The sequence below is a fragment of the Oribacterium sp. FC2011 genome (assembly GCF_000701645.1).
Taxonomy (GTDB): Bacteria; Bacillota; Clostridia; order Lachnospirales; family Lachnospiraceae; genus Oribacterium.
This window is the reverse complement of the sequence record NZ_JNJM01000029.1, coordinates 1-17,216: the sequence shown is the minus strand read 5'-3', so window position 1 is coordinate 17,216 and position 17,216 is coordinate 1. Positions and strand designations below refer to the sequence as shown.

Here is a 17,216-nt window from a genome sequence, read left to right as displayed (position 1 = left end):
AAACACCTCCGACAATACTTTCATCTATAAGTAATTCATCCCTTAAACTGCAATTATCATGATACATTTCTTTTTCATTACAACATCGCCTTCGCTTTAATTATTCTACCAATAAAATGCATTAAATCCCAGAAGCTGCTTTATTTGTATACGAATAAAACTCTTCTCCTGAATCTAAACATAAAGCAGCAAGTCTTCCGCCAGGGACAAACGCCCCACAATCAATTGCAATATTACCTTTATTCCTGTATATAAATCCGGGTTTGGAATTCCCCTTGATTATCTGAGTAGGTGTATGTCCGGTAACGATATACTTGTTCTGATAATACTGAATATCATAACTTGTCCTATCCCAAACAAGCTCATTCAGGGAATACTCTTCTAAATCTTTATCAGGTCTGTAATTCCCAAATCCTGCATGAACAAGAAGATAATCTTTCCCGGCAACAGAAACCTCTTCATAAATCAAAAAATCTTTTATGTACTCAATAATATCTATCTGATCTTCTCTGCAGAGCTCCCTGAATTCCTTTATAGTTGTGCTGCATCCGTTCCGCATCCATAAAACTAGGTTGTTGAGTTTTTTTCCATCTAAATCGGCTATGGTTTTTTCTGTGATCTCATTCATGAGAAATTCAAGACATCCCAGCGCCATATACTCATGGTTCCCCAACAGGCAGATTACATTTGGCATCTCCATGAGCTTTCGCATGGTCTTTATAGGATGTGGTCCGCGATCAATGATATCACCGAGAATATAAAGTGTATCTTTATCACTAAACGAAATCTTATCCAGCAGATCCATGAACATATCATATTGTCCGTGAATATCCGATATTACGTACGTTGCCATTTACCACGCCCCCTGGTCTACCAAATTCCGGCCTTTGCTAATGAGTGCTCCCGGTAATACCATTGCTAATAAAACAAGATGACGGATCCTTGCTCTATATATCCCTACAGTTCCAATGAGTCCCAGGATAAATACTAAAAATCCATTTCCAATAAGCGTTTCCCCGATACCCATATTGATTACGTACTGAATTCTAAGCTCCTCTGTCGGATCCTGATATGGAATGCCGGCCTTTATGATAAGGTAGTACAAACCGATCACTAAAATTATCATTCCGGATATGATAACCCCATTCAGTATGCTTTTTATAATATTGAACACTTTGTTCATTAACTTAGGTTTCTCCAAATATTTTTCATCAATTATTCTATGATTCATCATACCATATCTTCTACACTATAATTAAACAACCACACAAAAAAGACCTAGAGCAATAATTGCTCCAGGCCGTCGCTGAATATTCATGGTAAATATATGTTACCTATACCTTTCAACAAACGTGAAAAAAAGGTCATAATACTTCCCCCACTTTTATTATGATTAATAATTTTTCTAATGTGATAACCTGCTACGGGATATCAAGATGATGGTACTTATTGCGCTATATCTATAGCGGAAACGCCACCGCTTCCCTGTATAGTTTCTTTAGGATATCAATAAATTCCATCAGCCCTTCCCTCGAATCATTCTTATGCGTACACAGAACGCAAGAAAAGCTTTCCTTGCAGTCGAACGGTGTCCAGGCAAACTGACCGCTGTGATCATTAAGGAATCCCGGAGCCAGGCAGATTCCTCTTCCAGCTGCCACATTCGTAAGCGTAGTGTCGTGATCCGCGCTATTAAAATAGTCAACCCTCCCTGATGCGAACAGCCTATGCTCTACCGCTTTAAGAGCAGGCGGAGATCCACCACCGACCATCAGTGTCCTTCCATACAGATCTTCTTCGGTCAGCAGATTCTTCACAGCAAGCTCATCATCTCTCTGAGAGATCAGATATATCTTGCTCTCAAAAAGATCGTGTACGGTTATCCCCGGTATCTGTTTTGTCATCTCCTTCAATGTAAAAAGGATATCCGCTTCCTCCTTCAAAAAACTCTCCACACCATTTTCATATTGGAACTTCGGCGTGATCTGTATATCCGGCTCCTTATCCGCAAAGATCTTTATCGCTTCAGGAAGGAAATATACAGCCTGTCTCACCATCATGGTGATTGTGATATTGTCCTTATACTTTGCGCTGAAATTCTGTCCCTGTTCAATGGCACGTTTCATTTCTTCCCGCATATTCGCAAGATATGTGACAAACTGTGAACCCGCAGGAGTAAGTGCCGCGCCTTTTCCGCTTCTTTCAAATATAGCAAAGCCCACCTCATCCTCCAGCAGCTTTATCTGATATGTCAATGTAGGCTGGCTTACAAACATATTATCTGCGGCACGACTGAAATTCAGCGTATGTGCAAGCTCGATACAATAGTCAATCTGCTTCGTGTTCATAGATTTACCACCTTGTTATTTAATAATTAAATCAATTATATAGTATTTCGATTGGATTTTTCCAGTGCTATATGTGACAATATGCTCAGAAAGAACAAAGGTACAAGACCCAAAATGAAATGGAGGACATATAAATGGCAAAGACATTGATCGCATTCTTTTCAAGAGCAGATGAGAACTACTTCGGCGGAGCAATGAGATATGTGAAGGTCGGCAACACGGAGATTGTTGTTGATGGCATGAAGGAAATGATCGAGGCGGATACCTTTAAAATTGAAATGAAGAATCCTTACTCTCCCGTCTACATGACCTGCATCGAAGAGGCGAAGAAAGATCTCCGGGCAGATGCAAGACCCGAACTTACAAACTACTTGAACAGCATTGATGATTATAACACTATCATCCTCGCATATCCGAATTACTGGGGCACGATGCCGATGGCGGTTTACACTTTCCTTGACAGATATGATTTCACCGGCAAGACGATCCTTCCTCTCTGCACCAACGAAGGAAGTGGCATGGGATCTTCGGAAGGCAATATCAGGAAACTTGCTCCCGGGGCAAATGTCAAAAGAGGTTTGTCCATCATCGGAAGCAATGCTGCAAACTCTACCGGTGCGGTAAAGAACTGGCTTTTAGAAAACGGATTGATCTAAGGAGGTAATCGAGATGGAATACGCAAAAGGATATGTATATGAACTGATGGATAATGGCGGCCCCACAAATATCATGGAACCCTATTTCGTAGAAGCAGTCGATGAGATGATGCGTGCAAGAACGCTTTGCGCAAAAGCGAACGCTAAAATGCCTGATGATCCGACCTATGTAGATGACCTGGAAGAGCTTTTCGGCATAAAACTGGACGATGTCATATCGAAGAACTTAAGACCAAATGGGAGATCGTTCCCCAGTTTATTCAAGTGGAGGCACATCCCTACTTCACGCAGACGGAACTCCGTCAGACCCTGGATAAATATAACATTAAGCTCATGAGCTGGTATCCCCTGGGACACGGCGATAAGGCTCTGATCAATGAACCAATATTTGCAGAACTCGGAAATAAATATGGCAAGTCCAGTGCCCAGATCATCCTTCGCTGGCACACCCAGATAGGATTTGTTGTAATACCCGGCAGCAAGAATGTCGATCACATCCGGGACAATCTGGATATCCTCGATTTTGAACTGACAGCTAATGAGATGGCAGAGATTACAAAGCTGGACAAGAACACAAGGTATTATAACCGCACGGATTCTCAGCTTGCACAGTTTGCTGTATGGAAACCGGATTTTGAGAAGAAGTAATGAATTGAGCTGGTCGATTATATTATCTCAATATTATGATCAGATAAAAATATGTTTCTAGATAATGGAAAGTAAAAGTCTTTAGGTGTAGTAATGATCCCTGAAAAAAGTTCAGGTTTATCTACGAAACCCTCATCACAAAAGCTTCACGACAGATATTACCGGTCATGAAGCTTTTGTATTTGTCCAATTCCTTAGCTAGGACTCATATTTGTTCTCTTTATCACGAGCCAGCCAATCCCTAAGCACTAAAGCATTATTATGTTCTTCATCTTTCGCAGCATACAGCAACGTTATGTTCGTAGATCTAAAATGCTCGTTCACAAATCCAAGAAACCTTTCAGCGTCCTCTGATGCATCAAGCTCCTCCATGTATTTCCTACGGAATTCAGGATATTTCTCCGGATCATGGTTAAACCATTTCCGAAGCTCCGCCGATGGAGCAATTCCCTTTTCCCATGCATTAATTGCCGCTGATTCTTTCTTTATCCCTCTTGGCCAGAGCCGGTCAACAAGTATCCTTATACCATCATTCACCTCTGGTGCTTTGTAAATTCTTTTAGTCTTGATACTGCCCATACATTGTCGCCTCAATTTATTTAGAAATTTAGCCTTATCTCCATCTCATGCCATTTTTTACCGCCCCAATTGGATGCAGACTCTCCCAGGTCATCAAGTCCAAATTGTTTCAGATTATCTCTTACAAGAGCAGCTACTACTTCATTATCTGCTTCATTCATTTCTCTGTATTTAAACATTTTGAAATCCTTTACTACATGTAAACTGAACTTAAAAATCTATTGTCACCTCATCTTGAAAACAAAATTTGTCATTCAGTATATTTGCTGAAATCAGAGAATAATTGATTGATAAAGCTTCTCAAAACAGTCTGATCAATTTCGTTTTCAAATTTTATTTCCTGTGTATATCCAAAAGCGTTTTTATTGTTCAAGCATCCTGTGACTTTGATATGACCGTTCGGTTCAGCGATAAATACAATATAATTGTGAACACTATATGGTTCTTCCAGTCTTGACTCTCCTGACAGTGTTTCATAGAGATTCTTCAGCTGAACAGCAAATTCAGCTATATCCTGAACACCGACGTCCATAAATGTTTCAGCTGAATAGCCATAACTGGAAACCTTCACGCCTAGCGTTACATTTACAGGATATGCAAAGTCCTGTAAATGAATCTCCGGAGAAAATTCTAATATAAATGTGTCTGTCTCAATTCTATACATTTTTTCTCTCAAACTCTGATTTATCATTCCAACAGCTGATTAATCACCTTCTCATAATCATCTTGAATTAACGTTACCTCTTCACCGGCACAATGAAATCCTTCAATAATGTACTGGTTATCTGCCTGCAGGCTTTCAGAAGTACAGTCCTCATCTGTTATCCTTGATTCAATCTCCGAAGCATGACCAATGATATCGTCGTAATGTGTATTTATATACTCACCGGTCATTGCAAGACAGATAAATCTTATATGTTTAAGATATTTTCCTTCAAAATCCTTTCTCCATTCAAACGGAACATAACATCCCTCGACTATAAGATTCTGATGATTCGCCCCGTTCATCACAAACTCTACACCTGCCGCAATTTGACAGAACTTTCCGATGATCAGCTTATCGCCGTTCCATTCATAATGGTGTGTAACATGGCTCTCAAAATCAGAATCTGCAATATATGTAAAGTCACCTACGATAATATTGGGATTCTTTATCGTAGGTTTCACATATATTTCTTTATTGTACCCATGAATCGGATGTATTGTATTTGGATTAGGGGTTTTTCCGTCTTTCATCTTCACCAACCTCACAAAAAGTGATTCCATGCATTAACTCACCCGGAATAGAATTCCGTCGTTGTTTCATTTGCCTGTATCAATACAGACCTTTGCCTATAAACATCGACCAGCTCATCACAAAGGGAATGGACATCATCTATTGTTGTATCGCTCAGATAAATGACTAGCGTGTACTCCTGATATTCTGTTCCATCATCACCTACCCAGCCGCCGTTGGCATCTGTGATGGTATACCCTCCAAACCGCTGAATCAGGATTTTCTTAAGCTGCTCCTTTGCTTCTTCCGGTGGGAACACAGGCTCATTTGTATCCTTATCATTCGTACCGAGGTAAAGGACATACTGTATATCTTTCTTACCAGGGTCAGGAATCTGCATCACCTTTGTCATACAGAATGTAGAGAGGCCGATCGCCACAATAGACAAAACAGTTACTACATATTTTAACATTTTATTCATTTTCAGGGCTCCTCTATTCCATGCTTTAAATATTCCTACAGTTCATTTTCTGACAGGTATTTCTCTAGGTCCTCCACCAGGGCATCTCCATCATAGTTCTTAAATAGCTCGATGGATAACGGCTTCCCTTCTTTATAAGCCCTTTATATATGCACATCCCGGCTGCAGGATAAAGGCAGTAAGAAAAGTACGACCCGTATGTTGCAAAAAAAGCTCCAATTACCACTCAATATGATCCGGATACTCCAGCTTCGGGTCATGAAGCAGATAAAATTTATTTGCTTCTATTTTACAGCATAACCACTGATATACATAGTTTTATTCAGTTATACCCTCAAGTCCTTCTTCAAAATATTCTGCACTACCATAGGGCACATCATCTTTCCATTCACATTTCACATACCATGTATAGTTCTCTCCATCTATTAACATAAGCAATCCCGGACCTTCACGTAAACCGCTCTTGAAATTTCCACGGAAAATAAAGTACCTACTATCTACCTTGTACAATCCAAAGCCCTGACCATTTTCAGTGGAAATATATTTTCCGCCAAACTTATCTGTTATTGCAATAAGTTTATCTGCACTGTCCGCCAACGAAATGTCAATATTACCGGAAGATACATCCAATTCACCGACAAGCTGTTCTGCATCTTTTATATCGCTGATAGTTTGTGATCTTACCAGTAGTTCGTCATTTCCAAGAATTGCGTATCCGTCTTCTAGTATCTTGGCAGCATGATCACTGTCGCCTTCTTTAAGTGCCAGATCCGACCATGCAACATAAAGCTCACTAAGGATTTCCCTTACATTCTGATTGATTTCCTCAAGGGATTTATCATTAACTGTGGTGCCGGTTCCGTCACCGGTCAGATTGATAACGATTCCATAGTTTTCTGTCGCATTTGTATAAAGAGTATCGGCGGTATTGTAATCTCCGGCATTCTTTGCCTTTCCGTAGTATGCGTCGCCAAGGCCCATATATGCATCAGTATTCTTGGGATCGATTTTAATTACCTTATTGAAGGCCAGAATCGCCTGCTCATAATCAAGCTCCGCCAAGAATTTGTTTCCGAGTTCCAATTGCTTATGTATTTTCTGAGCATTAGATACGCAGGCGCATAAACATACTATCAATAATATATCCATCAAAAGAGTCGATACTTTTTTCATTTATTCATCCTTCCATATTTTTGATATCAAGTTACCTGTGATTTAATAGGTATTTATAGCATCAAAGATTTCAGTATAATCGCACAATCCATTTCCCGCATAATTCATACGTGTATCATCAAAATACGCACCGTCATATGGGGAAATGGCTTGTTGCGTATCATAAATACTGTTAAGCAAACTCATATATTCCTCTTCAGAATTGACTTCTGTTCCATCCCAATAGTAATTATATATCGGGTTTCCATCAGAATCGAAAACCAATTGAGCATTATCAGCAGCGCCATATTCTCCTTCATGAAGCAAAATAAATTGTCCATTTTTCAAAGTATATATTTCGTCGAAGTATTCATCCATACTTCCACCTTGATTTCTAAATATATTCTGTCCCTCTAAATACGTTAATCCATAACACGATAATTTCTGCTCTATTAATTGACCATCATAGTAAGTACAGATAGCATCTCCCTTAGCATTTGATTCAAAATTAATATATAGTTCAGGTATCTCATCATTATCTATATTAACTAACTTATAAATATATTTGGCATGCCCAAAACCATCATAGCTGTTTCCGAGGTTTGTTATATAGTTGATATAAGCTTTTTTCCATCCATTTCCGGCCTCAACGGCTGACACGGCTTTATTATTCAATGTCTCAGATAAACTCACAGCATCCGGGAGTACTTCAACGGCCTCCTGCAAAAGACTTATTTTACTATCTGTATCTCCATTCTTTTCATAGGCGTCTGCAAGCAAGAGATACAGTTTTTCGTTTTTCGGGTCTATCTCCAACATCTTCTGCAAAGTCAGGATTGCTTCGTCATAATTTTCTTCAGCTATGTACTTGTTTGCGGATTTAAGCATTCGCTTGATACGTTGTGCCGGAAGATTGAAAAATACAAGCATACCGATAAGTGCAACCAGAAGGATTCCGGTCACGATATATATGATTATTATTTGACTTGATTTCTTTTCCATACGAACCCCTGAATATTCTTCACATTATGCATTTTCCTTAAATTATTATACATCTTACCTAAAATAAAAACGCTAAGAATTTAGATCCTTAGCGTTTTGAAATCTGTGCTTAAGCTTACCTGCTCATTATCTGTATCTAAATTTTGTGTTATAGATTCCTTATGATATCTATAGTTAACACTTACCAGTTTTCAATAATTCTTATTGCTTCTTCCGCATTATGTTCATCCGTCTCTTCCAATGATTCATCATAGACGGATTTAATTAATGCTTCGATGTTGTTAAAAGCCGCCAAGTCATAAAAGTCATCAGCACTATTATCATCAAGATATATTGCATCATGTCCTGTTTCATTTTCTATCCAGGAATTAATTCCAAACGCATGCTCTTTTATAAATTCTCCTGATTTTAACCTATACACAACATCATCATTAAAGTGAAAGCCTCCTTCACTGAGATGTACCAATCCCGATCGTGCAATGAATCCGGCCGAATTACGCGCTTCTCCACTAGTACTTATATTACTTGTTTTACCTGCATAATATGTCATCACTCCGGACTTTCCCTCATAGCATCTGTATATCAATTCAGGAACGTCATCATCATCTACAAAACCAATTTGGAAGCGATTTTCAGTTGTTTGTAAGTCCGATGCTTCCAACTCTTTTATTTTCTGTATATAAGCCTGCTTCCAAGTATCATCTTTTTTCTTTCCATCTTTGCCGACTTTCTTACCATCAGGTGTCACGGTATCAACAAGCATTGCTCCGTCTGCACCGACATAGAAGGTGTTGTCAATCCACTGGTTCTTGAGCATGGCACCACTTTCGTCAAAGTAGTATCGCTTTCCGTTTATTTCCTGCCATCCGGTCAGCATGATGCCATCAGTTCCGAGATAATAGGTATTCTCTTTGTCTTCTCGGAAACCGGTTAGCATTACGCCATTACCGTCAAACAGATACCATTTCTCCTCATGCTGGAACCATCCTTTAACTGTTACGCCATTTTCATCATAGTAATGTCTTCCGTCAGACTCATCCACCCATTCATTGAAATGATACTTACTCTCATCAAGGTTTATTATGTAAGTAGCAGTCTTGTGTTCACCTTCGTATCCGTTTTTGCTTACTGCATAATATTCGATGCTGTACTTTCCGTTTCTACCCAGTGTTATGGGTTCACTATATTCATTCTCTTTGTCGCCGGTTTCTGAGCCAACAGAGGAGTTTGCATCATTCACGTTCGTCCCGGAAACTATGTAATATATCTTACTGTCCTCCGGTGCGTTAAGTGTCAGATTTATAGGGTCATTATATGTTCCTTCTGCATCGGAGATGGTGACCTCCGGGTTTACATCTAACAAAACCTCGGATATCTTTTGGTTTTCCGGCATAAGAATCACCGCTTCCTGAAGGAATTCTATTTCTTTGTCGATGTCGCCGTTTTTTTCGTATGTATCGGCAAGCATGACATACAGATCTTCGTTTTTCGGGTCAATCTCTATCATCTTCTTCAAGGTCAGGATTGCTTCGTCATAGTTTTCTTCAGCGATGTACTTGTTTGCAGACTTAAGCATTCGCCTGATACGCTGTGCCGGAAGATTGAAAAATACAAGCATCCCGACAAGTACTGCCAGAAGGATTCCGGTCAAAACAGAAATGATTATAATTGGACTTGATTTCTTTTCCATACGTTTCCCTAAACAATCTCTATATTATGAAGCGCCACTTGGAACAGTTCTTGTAGGAGAGAACCATCCCAGATGGCACTATGTTTATATTCGTTTTTATCTGTACCTTCCAAATATTATACATCTTCAGTAAAACAAAAACGCTAAAAATCATATAGATCCTTAGCGTTCCCAAACATATCATTTTTTATCAATCAGTTGATCAGATTTGATGAAACCGCCTGATTTGCTGCAGTTGTTGTCTTTTCAGCATTGGTATATACTGTTGCCATTTCTGCAAGATCCTGTACGTGCTCTTCGATCTTTGCATGAATCTTCTGCATGTCGTCCTCAAGCTCATTGAACTTACTGATGTATGACTGTGATGATTCACCTTCCCATGCTGATGTAAGGTTCTTTACTAGTGTCATCATTTCCTGTGTTGTGCTAACCACTGTCTTATCTATTCCTGAAAACTCTGATGATGCGTTCTGAAGCTCCTCCGGTGTTACTTTTAACTGTCCTTCCATTTTTATTTCCTCCGTTTAATGTTTATTTATTTCAATTTGATTCTGATCCAGACCCTATCGGTGCCGTCTATGCTTTATTCTGCAGATACTATCCGGCACCTGTATTAAGATCCGATTGTTTCTCATATTCTGTTTTTTTATTATGCTTTTCTCGTCTGTGCAGTACTGAGATTCTGTGCCTCAGCCTTGTCATACTCGGCTGCATCATTTTCAAGTGTTGTGATGAAGTTCTTTATTCCCTGATAGAAAACGTCGAACTGTGCTTTGTCCTGCTGGAAAGCATTATGGAAAGCATTTCTTGCCTCGCCTTCCCACATGTTTGAAAGAGCATTCTCTTTATCATTTAGATTGTTCACCTGAGTCTTGAAAGTCTCATTTAAAGATGATAACTGCTCTGCCTGGCTTCTAAGTGTGCTTGTGTTTACTCTGAACATTGACATAATTACTTTTCTCCTTGAATTTTAAATTTTATTTGTGTGTTTTGCTTTTCTTTTGTATGTACCCATATTACCATCGAGAAATATGTAATGGTTTAAAGTCTGACAAAAAGCATTATTGGCTGATGAATGGCAACAGGTGGTTTTGACAAAGCTTTTCTACAAAACAGTAATAGAACTGATGCCTTTTTAATATGCCATAAAGTGATCTGCATAGCCCGGCATACCTGCTGTTTGTTCAAATGCATCTTTTTCAATAGCACCAAACAGTTCCCCATTTGCATCTACAGAGTAATAGAAAAAGCCTGGATCCTCTGGAACCGATCCCAAGTTAACAAACTTTCCATTTCTCATAGTATAATATTCGTTCTCTCCATCTTGAAATGAGGCTGTGCATTTTCCATCGTATAGACCGTTTATTAATTGAAAAGTCGCTGACTCTGTATACCCTTTATCGGATCTATTAAAATACTCTGCACTGCCATATGGTACATCGTCTTTCCAACCACATTTAACATAAGTTTCAGATTCCTTGCTTATCAGCATTAATAATCCCGAACCTTCACGTAATCCATTCTTAAAGCTTCCGCGGAATAAATAGTAAGATCCATCTATCTTGTACAAGCCAAAGCCCTGACCGTTCTCATTGGAAATATATTTTCCGTTACACAAATCTGTTATCGCGATTAGTTTATCTGCACTATCTGCTAACGAAATGTCAATATTATCAGAAGATACATCCAATTCTCCGATTAGTTGTTCTGCGTCTTTTATGTCGCTGATAGTTTGTGATCTTTCCAAAAGTTCGTCATCTCCGAGAATTGTATATCCATCCTCAAGAATCTTGGCAGCATGATCACTATCGCCTTCTTTTAGTGCCAGATCCGACCATGCAACATAAAGTTCTGCAAGGATTCCCCTTACACTCTGATTGATTTCCTCAAGGGATTTATCATTAACTGTTGTGCCGGTTCCATCGCCGATTAAATTTATGACGATTCCATAGTTTTCTGTCGCACTTGTATATAGTGTATCGGCGGCACTATAATCTCCGGCATTTTTTGCTTCTCCATAGTAAGCGTCACCAAGGCCCAGATATCCATCAGTATTTTTGGGATCTATTTCGATTACTTTATTAAAAGCAAGAATCGCCTGCTCATAATCAAGTTCCGCCAAAAATTTGTTTCCTAGTTCCAATTGTTTTTGTATTTTCTGTGCGTTTGATACACAGGCACATAAACATACAAGTACCAATAGACTGATTAGTAATTTTGATAATCCCTTCATTTAAACATTATCCTCCTTGATAAAAATGTGTTGCTATAGAAGCTGATTTCAGAAATATTTTAGCACGTAAATATTATACCTCTTTTTAAACAATCCCTCAGGTGTTTGTACTCTATTTGATTCTTCATCAAATCAGCCTATGATTTTTTCAGCATTAAACTTAGCCAATATTCGTTCCAAAAATAGTTTCAATTTATGCAGAATATTGAACACGAGTCACAACACCATTTTCAACAAACACGCCAATGCAAATACCTGCATTGCGAGCAACCATCTGTTCAAATTCGGCCCTACTCATAGGATCCCAAAAATCATCCACATAACCATACTCAGTCCCAGAATATAGCTGAAAATTATAATCTCCTTCTTGCAGCACAATCGGATCAACGCTATCTGTTGATGGATAATAAGACATGATACCTTTAAGTGTCAAAATATCTCCATTTATTTCTTGATCAAAGATATATGATGTATATTCAGGCATGTCATATGATCCATGAAAAATACTTCCAACATATTCCCCTGGTGAAGTTATGAGAGAGATTGTATTGGTCTGAAAATACTTCTTTCCGTCCTTGCCAACTTTCTGGCCATCCGGGGTTACGGTATCAACGAGCATTGCGCCGTCTGCACCAACATAGAAGGTGTTATCAATCCACTGGTTTTTAAGCATTGCTCCATTATCATCAAAGAAGTATCTCTTCCCATCTATATCCTGCCAGCCGATGACCATGATGCCGTCAGGTCTGAGATAATAGGTATTGCCTTTGTCTTCCCGGAAACCTGTGAGCATAACGCAATTACTGTCAAACAGATACCATTTTCCTTTAATCTGGAACCAGCCTGTAACTGACACACCATTTTCATCATAGTAATGTCTTCCGTCAGTCTCATCTACCCATTCATTGAAATGATACTTACTCTCATCAAGGTTTATCACGTAGGTGGCAGTTTTGTGTTCACCTTCATATCCGTTTTTACTTACCGCATAGTACTCGATGATGTATTTTCCATTTTTTCCCAGATTGACGGGGGATGAATATTTACTTTCATTATCACTTCCGGAGATTTTATAGAATATCTCGCTCTCTTCGGAAGAAGACATGGATAGAGTTACAGGATCAGTATAGGTTCCTGAGCCCTCAGACAATGTGACCTCCGGATATACATCTAAAAGGACTTCCGATATCTTTTGATTTTCAGGCATCATAGTCACAGCTTCCTGAAGGAATTCTACCTCTTTGTCGATGTCACCGTTTTTTTCATATGTATTGGCAAGAAGAACGTATATATTCTCGTTTTTCGGATCTATCTCCAGCATCTTCTTCAAGGTTAGAATCGCTTCGTCATAGTTTTCGTCCGCTATATATTTATGGGCGGTCTTAAACATTCTCCTGATGCGTTGTGCCGGAAGGTTGAAATATACCAGTATACCTACAAGTGTTGCTAGAAGAATTCCGGTTACGACTGAAATTATTAAAATTGTATTTGATTTCTTTTCCATACATACCCCTAAAATTAATGTCATAGTACGATCACTATGTAAATGTTTCGTACTATGACATTAATGCCAGAACCAATATTGAATCTCTTCAAATAGGACACCACTTAGAATGTCTGTCTAATGAATTAGCATATTTACCATCAGATCCAAGTTTTACAGTTTTGATTGTATTGAACTTACATACACTTGAATGTGTTATTTTTGCATAGATAATCTTTCAATGGTGTAAGCTAAATATGTAGTACAACGCATCATTACATGTTTTTTATTATTTCGATGATTTCTTCTTTTGAGTATTTCCATTCGGGACTTTTCATTTCAGGATCAGCAAAAATATGTGCCCCTGCTGATTCATACTTATCTTCAGTTACTAACTCAAAATCATCTGAACCAACTTCATAATATCTTCTCTCGTCGTATATGTTACTAAACACGATTAACCCCGCTTTTTCTTTGTAAACTGAAAAACCACCCTCAACCATCTTTACTTCCCCATTATATATTTTCCCTATATATTCCCAACAACTATGAGAACTAGCACTACCATTTTGACCAAATATTTCAGGAATATCATCATTATCAACATAGATCAAATCAAAATTATAAAAGCCATCATTGACTTCACTATTAATATAATCTATATAAATCTGCTTCCAGGACTCATCTATCTTTTTTCCGTCCTTGCCTACTTTCTTCCCATCCGGTGTTACGGTATCAACGAGCATAGCACCGTCTGCCCCAACATAGAAGGTGTTATCAATCCACTGGTTTTTAAGCATTGCTCCATTTTCATCAAAGAAGTATCTCTTCCCGTTTATATCCTGCCAGCCGATTACCATGATGCCATCAGTTCTGAGATAATAAGTTTTTCCTTTGTCATCCTGAAATCCAGTGAGCATAATGCCATTACTATCGAACAGATACCATTTTCCTTTAAGTTGAAGCCAGCCTGTAAATGACACACCATTTTCATCATAGTAATGTCTTCCGTCAGCCTCATCTACCCACTCATTGAAATGATACTTGCTCTCATCTAGGTTTATAACGTAGGTGGCAGTCTTGTGTTCACCCTCGTATCCGTTTTTGCTTACCGCATAGTACTCGATGGTATATTTTCCGTTTTTTCCCAGATTCACGGGGGATGAATATTTACTTTCATTATCACTTCCGGAAACTTTATAGAAGATCTCGCTTCCTTCCGATGAAGACATGGAAAGCGTCACAGGATCAGTAAAGGTTCCTGCGCTCTCGGACAAAGTAACTTCAGGATTTATATCTAAAAGAATTTCAGATATCTTTTGGTTTTCCGGCATCAGAGTCACAGCTTCCTGAAGGAATTCAACCTCTTTGTCGATGTCTCCGTTTTTTTCATATGTGTCGGCGAGCATAATATATAGATTTTCGTTTTTCGGATCTATCTCCAGCATCTTCTTCAAGGTTAGGATTGCTTCGTCATAGTTTTCTTCAGCTATGTACTTGTTTGCAGACTTAAGCATTCGCCGTATGCGTTGGGCCGGAAGATTGAAGAATACGAGCATCCCAACAAGTGCTGCCATAAGTATACCCGTCACAACGGAAATGATTATAATTGGATTTGATTTCTTTTCCATACCTACCCCTGAACAATTTTATATAAAGAACACACAAAAGATGTTCCTAAGCATGATGCTATTATAGTTGATGGTATCTTTAAGATGTACTTAATTCTGATAAACAACCAAATTATGGGATGAAATGCAAAAAAGCTCCGGCTAAACCATATTACGATTAGCCGATGTTTGAAACGATAGTCCGCTCAATAGCTGCTGCGTTGGGAGACATTACAAGGTAAACATAGTTACCGAAAGTCTTAACTGAGCTTGCAACAACAATCTGATATTGATCAGGCATGTAATCCTGAAGCTCCTGAGCCTTCTGCTGCTGAACTGCACTAAGCTGACTTGCTAGTGCCGGCACCCTTGAAGCATTCTTTGCCTTAAGGATGGCAACTGTATCTGCATGTGTTACATCTTCAGCCATAGCGAAAACGTAGCTCTCAAGCTGTGATGCATCGATTCCGTAATAATTTGCGATATAATTTGCATCAACTGTGATCATGCTCGGAAGAAGTCCTGTAACCTTGCTGTAAATGTCTCTTGGGTCTGCATCTGATGTCTGTGCCCTAGTCTTCTCTGTAGGTGTCAAGGTATCAACGATAATCTGCTCGATAGCTGCTGCGTTGGGAGACATTATAAGGTAAACATAGTTACCGAAAGTCTTAACTGAGCTTGCAACAACAATCTGATATTGATCAGGCATGTAATCCTGAAGCTCCTGAGCCTTCTGCTGCTGAACTGCACTAAGCTGACTTGCTAGTGCCGGCACCCTTGAAGCATTCTTTGCCTTAAGGATGGCAACTGTATCTGCATGTGTTACATCCTCAGCCATAGCGAATGCATATCCCTCAAGCTGTGATGCATCGATTCCATAATAATTTTTGATATAGTTTGCATCAACTGTGATCATATCCGGAAGAAAGCCTGTAATCTGGCTGTAGATATCCCGTGGTGCTGCATCTGATGTCCGAGCCTTAGTCTCCGTAGCAGGTGTCACGGTCTCAACAAGCATTGCACCATCTTTGCCCACATAATAAATGTCATCAATCCACAGGTTCTTGAGCATAACTCCGTTTTCATCAAAGTAGTATCTCTTTCCGTTTATTTCATGCCACCCGGTTAGCATGATTCCATCCGTTCCGAGATAATAGGTCTTGCCTTTATCATCCTGAAGTCCGGTGAGCATCACTCCTGCTTTGTCGAAGAGGTACCATAATCCGCCTATCTGCTTCCATCCGGTAACAGATTTGCCTTCGGTGTCATGAAAATGTTTTCCGTCAGCTTCATTTACCCACTCGTTGAAATGGTATTTGCTTTCATCAAGTTTTCTGTCATCTGGTGCATCGAATGATAATCTGGCAGATTCCCTATATCTTCCTCCGGTTTCAGAGATGGTAACCTCCGAATTTACATCTAAAAGAATCTCAGATATCTTCCGGTTTTCCGGCATCAGAGTCACAGCTTCCTGAAGGAATTCTATCTCTTTGTCTATGTCACCGTTTTTTTCATATGTGTTGGCAAGAAGCACGTAGAGTTCTTCGTTTTTCGGGTCAATCTCTATCATCTTCTTCAAGGTCAGGATTGCTTCATCATAGTTCTCTTCCGCTATGTACTTATTGGCAGACTTAAGCATTCGCCTGATGCGCTGGGCCGGAAAATTGAAGAATACAAGCATCCCGACAAGTACTGCCAGAAGAATTCCGGTCACAACTGAAATGATTATAATTGGATTTGATTTCTTATCCATACGAACCTCCGAACATTTTCTATAATATCCAATCAGTTTTATACGCAGGCGCATATACGTACAGCTAACAGACAATTAATCAATATTTTTAGATGATTTTTATCCCCATATTGAATCTTCCTGTCCAAAACCTGTTGATATTCCACTTCCGTTCAGATAATAGTTGATATTTTCTGTTGTTGCATCAACATAATTAATACTAATCAAATTTGTGCCATACAGCTCATATTGTTCTATTTGACGATTTGATAATTCATCATTGGGATCATCTGTAATATAGCCCCCAAACCAACCACCGACAGCATTGAAACCTGAATTTTTATCAAAGCTATAAACATCATCAGTTGCTTTACCTCGAGTTCTTC

20 protein-coding genes and 1 pseudogene are annotated in these 17,216 nt (G+C 39.0%); 3 read left to right on the top strand and 18 right to left on the bottom strand.

The genetic code is table 11. The features are described from left to right. Nucleotides 1–121: 121 nt before the first annotated feature. The 3 genes from T357_RS0116475 to T357_RS0116465 all read right to left on the bottom strand — a co-directional run bounded on the left by T357_RS0116475 (nt 122) and on the right by T357_RS0116465 (nt 2,348). Nucleotides 122–853 carry a metallophosphoesterase family protein gene (locus T357_RS0116475; RefSeq protein ID WP_031554964.1) on the bottom strand — a complete coding sequence of 244 codons (732 nt, stop codon included), beginning with the start codon at nt 851–853 and terminating at the stop codon, nt 122–124. Further along, nucleotides 854–1,234 (bottom strand): hypothetical protein, encoded by a 381-nt coding sequence (locus tag T357_RS0116470; RefSeq protein ID WP_031554962.1) that lies wholly within the window; start codon nt 1,232–1,234, stop codon nt 854–856. A gap of 226 nt (nt 1,235–1,460) precedes the next feature. Continuing rightward, nucleotides 1,461–2,348, bottom strand: coding sequence for a LysR family transcriptional regulator (locus T357_RS0116465; protein ID WP_031554959.1), 888 nt, complete (start codon nt 2,346–2,348; stop codon nt 1,461–1,463). A 134-nt stretch (nt 2,349–2,482) separates the two neighbouring features. On the opposite strand from T357_RS0116465, the gene T357_RS0116460 reads away from it, so the two are divergent. The 3 genes from T357_RS0116460 to T357_RS0116455 are packed head-to-tail and all read left to right on the top strand — an operon-like array spanning nt 2,483 to nt 3,652. Beyond that, complete coding sequence (locus T357_RS0116460; RefSeq protein ID WP_031554956.1) at nt 2,483–3,004, top strand: flavodoxin; 522 nt, start codon at nt 2,483–2,485, stop codon at nt 3,002–3,004. 13 nt (nt 3,005–3,017) lie between these two features. After that, the gene (locus tag T357_RS21865) at nt 3,018–3,341 is read left to right on the top strand and encodes a hypothetical protein (protein WP_242840136.1); all 324 of its coding nucleotides are present in this window, start codon (nt 3,018–3,020) and stop codon (nt 3,339–3,341) included. Further along, nucleotides 3,269–3,652 (top strand): aldo/keto reductase, encoded by a 384-nt coding sequence (locus tag T357_RS0116455; protein ID WP_330373142.1) that lies wholly within the window; start codon nt 3,269–3,271, stop codon nt 3,650–3,652. Before T357_RS21865 ends, T357_RS0116455 begins: the two co-directional genes overlap by 73 nt. 198 nt (nt 3,653–3,850) lie before the next feature. Here T357_RS0116455 and T357_RS0116450 read toward each other — a convergent pair whose 3' ends face one another. The 15 genes and pseudogenes from T357_RS0116450 to T357_RS21525 all read right to left on the bottom strand — a co-directional run. Further along, nucleotides 3,851–4,231, bottom strand: a complete 381-nt coding sequence (locus T357_RS0116450; protein ID WP_031554952.1) for a DUF488 domain-containing protein — start codon at nt 4,229–4,231, stop codon at nt 3,851–3,853. Nucleotides 4,232–4,251: 20 nt separating this feature from the next. Beyond that, nucleotides 4,252–4,410, bottom strand: coding sequence for a hypothetical protein (locus T357_RS21310; RefSeq protein WP_155991512.1), 159 nt, complete (start codon nt 4,408–4,410; stop codon nt 4,252–4,254). A gap of 71 nt (nt 4,411–4,481) precedes the next feature. Beyond that, nucleotides 4,482–4,895: a WapI family immunity protein gene (locus T357_RS0116440; RefSeq protein ID WP_031554951.1), complete on the bottom strand. Its 414-nt coding sequence runs from the start codon at nt 4,893–4,895 to the stop codon at nt 4,482–4,484. Between the two features lie 323 nt (nt 4,896–5,218). Continuing rightward, nucleotides 5,219–5,467 (bottom strand): annotated as a pseudogene (locus T357_RS22370) (acetyltransferase); the annotation flags it as partial. Between the two features lie 38 nt (nt 5,468–5,505). Then, nucleotides 5,506–5,928: a DUF3574 domain-containing protein gene (locus T357_RS0116430; RefSeq protein ID WP_031554946.1), complete on the bottom strand. Its 423-nt coding sequence runs from the start codon at nt 5,926–5,928 to the stop codon at nt 5,506–5,508. A 318-nt stretch (nt 5,929–6,246) separates the two neighbouring features. Further along, entirely contained in the window at nt 6,247–7,101 is an 855-nt protein-coding gene (locus tag T357_RS0116425; RefSeq protein WP_031554944.1) for a tetratricopeptide repeat protein, read from the bottom strand. A 42-nt stretch (nt 7,102–7,143) separates the two neighbouring features. After that, nucleotides 7,144–8,082, bottom strand: coding sequence for a tetratricopeptide repeat protein (locus T357_RS20590; protein ID WP_049962524.1), 939 nt, complete (start codon nt 8,080–8,082; stop codon nt 7,144–7,146). A gap of 181 nt (nt 8,083–8,263) precedes the next feature. Beyond that, nucleotides 8,264–9,772, bottom strand: a complete 1,509-nt coding sequence (locus T357_RS20585) for a tetratricopeptide repeat protein (protein WP_049962523.1) — start codon at nt 9,770–9,772, stop codon at nt 8,264–8,266. Between the two features lie 194 nt (nt 9,773–9,966). Continuing rightward, nucleotides 9,967–10,281: a WXG100 family type VII secretion target gene (locus tag T357_RS0116410; protein WP_031554939.1), complete on the bottom strand. Its 315-nt coding sequence runs from the start codon at nt 10,279–10,281 to the stop codon at nt 9,967–9,969. A gap of 140 nt (nt 10,282–10,421) precedes the next feature. Further along, complete coding sequence (locus T357_RS0116405; protein WP_031554937.1) at nt 10,422–10,721, bottom strand: WXG100 family type VII secretion target; 300 nt, start codon at nt 10,719–10,721, stop codon at nt 10,422–10,424. A gap of 186 nt (nt 10,722–10,907) precedes the next feature. Further along, entirely contained in the window at nt 10,908–12,005 is a 1,098-nt protein-coding gene (locus tag T357_RS0116400) for a tetratricopeptide repeat protein (protein ID WP_031554935.1), read from the bottom strand. A gap of 193 nt (nt 12,006–12,198) precedes the next feature. Beyond that, complete coding sequence (locus T357_RS20580) at nt 12,199–13,509, bottom strand: tetratricopeptide repeat protein (RefSeq protein ID WP_031554934.1); 1,311 nt, start codon at nt 13,507–13,509, stop codon at nt 12,199–12,201. Nucleotides 13,510–13,763: 254 nt separating this feature from the next. Next, the gene (locus T357_RS20575; RefSeq protein WP_031554931.1) at nt 13,764–15,119 is read right to left on the bottom strand and encodes a tetratricopeptide repeat protein; all 1,356 of its coding nucleotides are present in this window, start codon (nt 15,117–15,119) and stop codon (nt 13,764–13,766) included. A gap of 157 nt (nt 15,120–15,276) precedes the next feature. Beyond that, entirely contained in the window at nt 15,277–16,851 is a 1,575-nt protein-coding gene (locus tag T357_RS20570; RefSeq protein ID WP_049962522.1) for a DUF4358 domain-containing protein, read from the bottom strand. 99 nt (nt 16,852–16,950) lie between these two features. Next, nucleotides 16,951–17,216, bottom strand: a 266-nt coding sequence (locus tag T357_RS21525; protein WP_044917255.1) for a hypothetical protein, incomplete at its 5' end; no start/stop codon positions are given.

What these genes read in the sequence shown, in the direction of transcription:
- T357_RS0116400 (WP_031554935.1), bottom strand. Translation starts at nt 12,005, where the DNA reads ATGAAGGGATTATCAAAATTACTAATCAGTCTATTGGTACTTGTATGT.
- T357_RS20585 (WP_049962523.1), bottom strand. Translation starts at nt 9,772, where the DNA reads ATGGAAAAGAAATCAAGTCCAATTATAATCATTTCTGTTTTGACCGGA.
- T357_RS0116460 (WP_031554956.1), top strand. Translation starts at nt 2,483, where the DNA reads ATGGCAAAGACATTGATCGCATTCTTTTCAAGAGCAGATGAGAACTAC.
- T357_RS0116450 (WP_031554952.1), bottom strand. Translation starts at nt 4,231, where the DNA reads ATGGGCAGTATCAAGACTAAAAGAATTTACAAAGCACCAGAGGTGAAT.
- T357_RS20590 (WP_049962524.1), bottom strand. Translation starts at nt 8,082, where the DNA reads ATGGAAAAGAAATCAAGTCAAATAATAATCATATATATCGTGACCGGA.
- T357_RS0116430 (WP_031554946.1), bottom strand. Translation starts at nt 5,928, where the DNA reads ATGAATAAAATGTTAAAATATGTAGTAACTGTTTTGTCTATTGTGGCG.
- T357_RS0116475 (WP_031554964.1), bottom strand. Translation starts at nt 853, where the DNA reads ATGGCAACGTACGTAATATCGGATATTCACGGACAATATGATATGTTC.
- T357_RS0116410 (WP_031554939.1), bottom strand. Translation starts at nt 10,281, where the DNA reads ATGGAAGGACAGTTAAAAGTAACACCGGAGGAGCTTCAGAACGCATCA.
- T357_RS0116470 (WP_031554962.1), bottom strand. Translation starts at nt 1,234, where the DNA reads ATGATGAATCATAGAATAATTGATGAAAAATATTTGGAGAAACCTAAG.
- T357_RS0116405 (WP_031554937.1), bottom strand. Translation starts at nt 10,721, where the DNA reads ATGTCAATGTTCAGAGTAAACACAAGCACACTTAGAAGCCAGGCAGAG.
- T357_RS0116425 (WP_031554944.1), bottom strand. Translation starts at nt 7,101, where the DNA reads ATGAAAAAAGTATCGACTCTTTTGATGGATATATTATTGATAGTATGT.
- T357_RS0116440 (WP_031554951.1), bottom strand. Translation starts at nt 4,895, where the DNA reads ATGTATAGAATTGAGACAGACACATTTATATTAGAATTTTCTCCGGAG.
- T357_RS21865 (WP_242840136.1), top strand. Translation starts at nt 3,018, where the DNA reads ATGGAATACGCAAAAGGATATGTATATGAACTGATGGATAATGGCGGC.
- T357_RS20575 (WP_031554931.1), bottom strand. Translation starts at nt 15,119, where the DNA reads ATGGAAAAGAAATCAAATCCAATTATAATCATTTCCGTTGTGACGGGT.
- T357_RS20570 (WP_049962522.1), bottom strand. Translation starts at nt 16,851, where the DNA reads ATGGATAAGAAATCAAATCCAATTATAATCATTTCAGTTGTGACCGGA.
- T357_RS0116465 (WP_031554959.1), bottom strand. Translation starts at nt 2,348, where the DNA reads ATGAACACGAAGCAGATTGACTATTGTATCGAGCTTGCACATACGCTG.
- T357_RS20580 (WP_031554934.1), bottom strand. Translation starts at nt 13,509, where the DNA reads ATGGAAAAGAAATCAAATACAATTTTAATAATTTCAGTCGTAACCGGA.
- T357_RS21310 (WP_155991512.1), bottom strand. Translation starts at nt 4,410, where the DNA reads ATGTTTAAATACAGAGAAATGAATGAAGCAGATAATGAAGTAGTAGCT.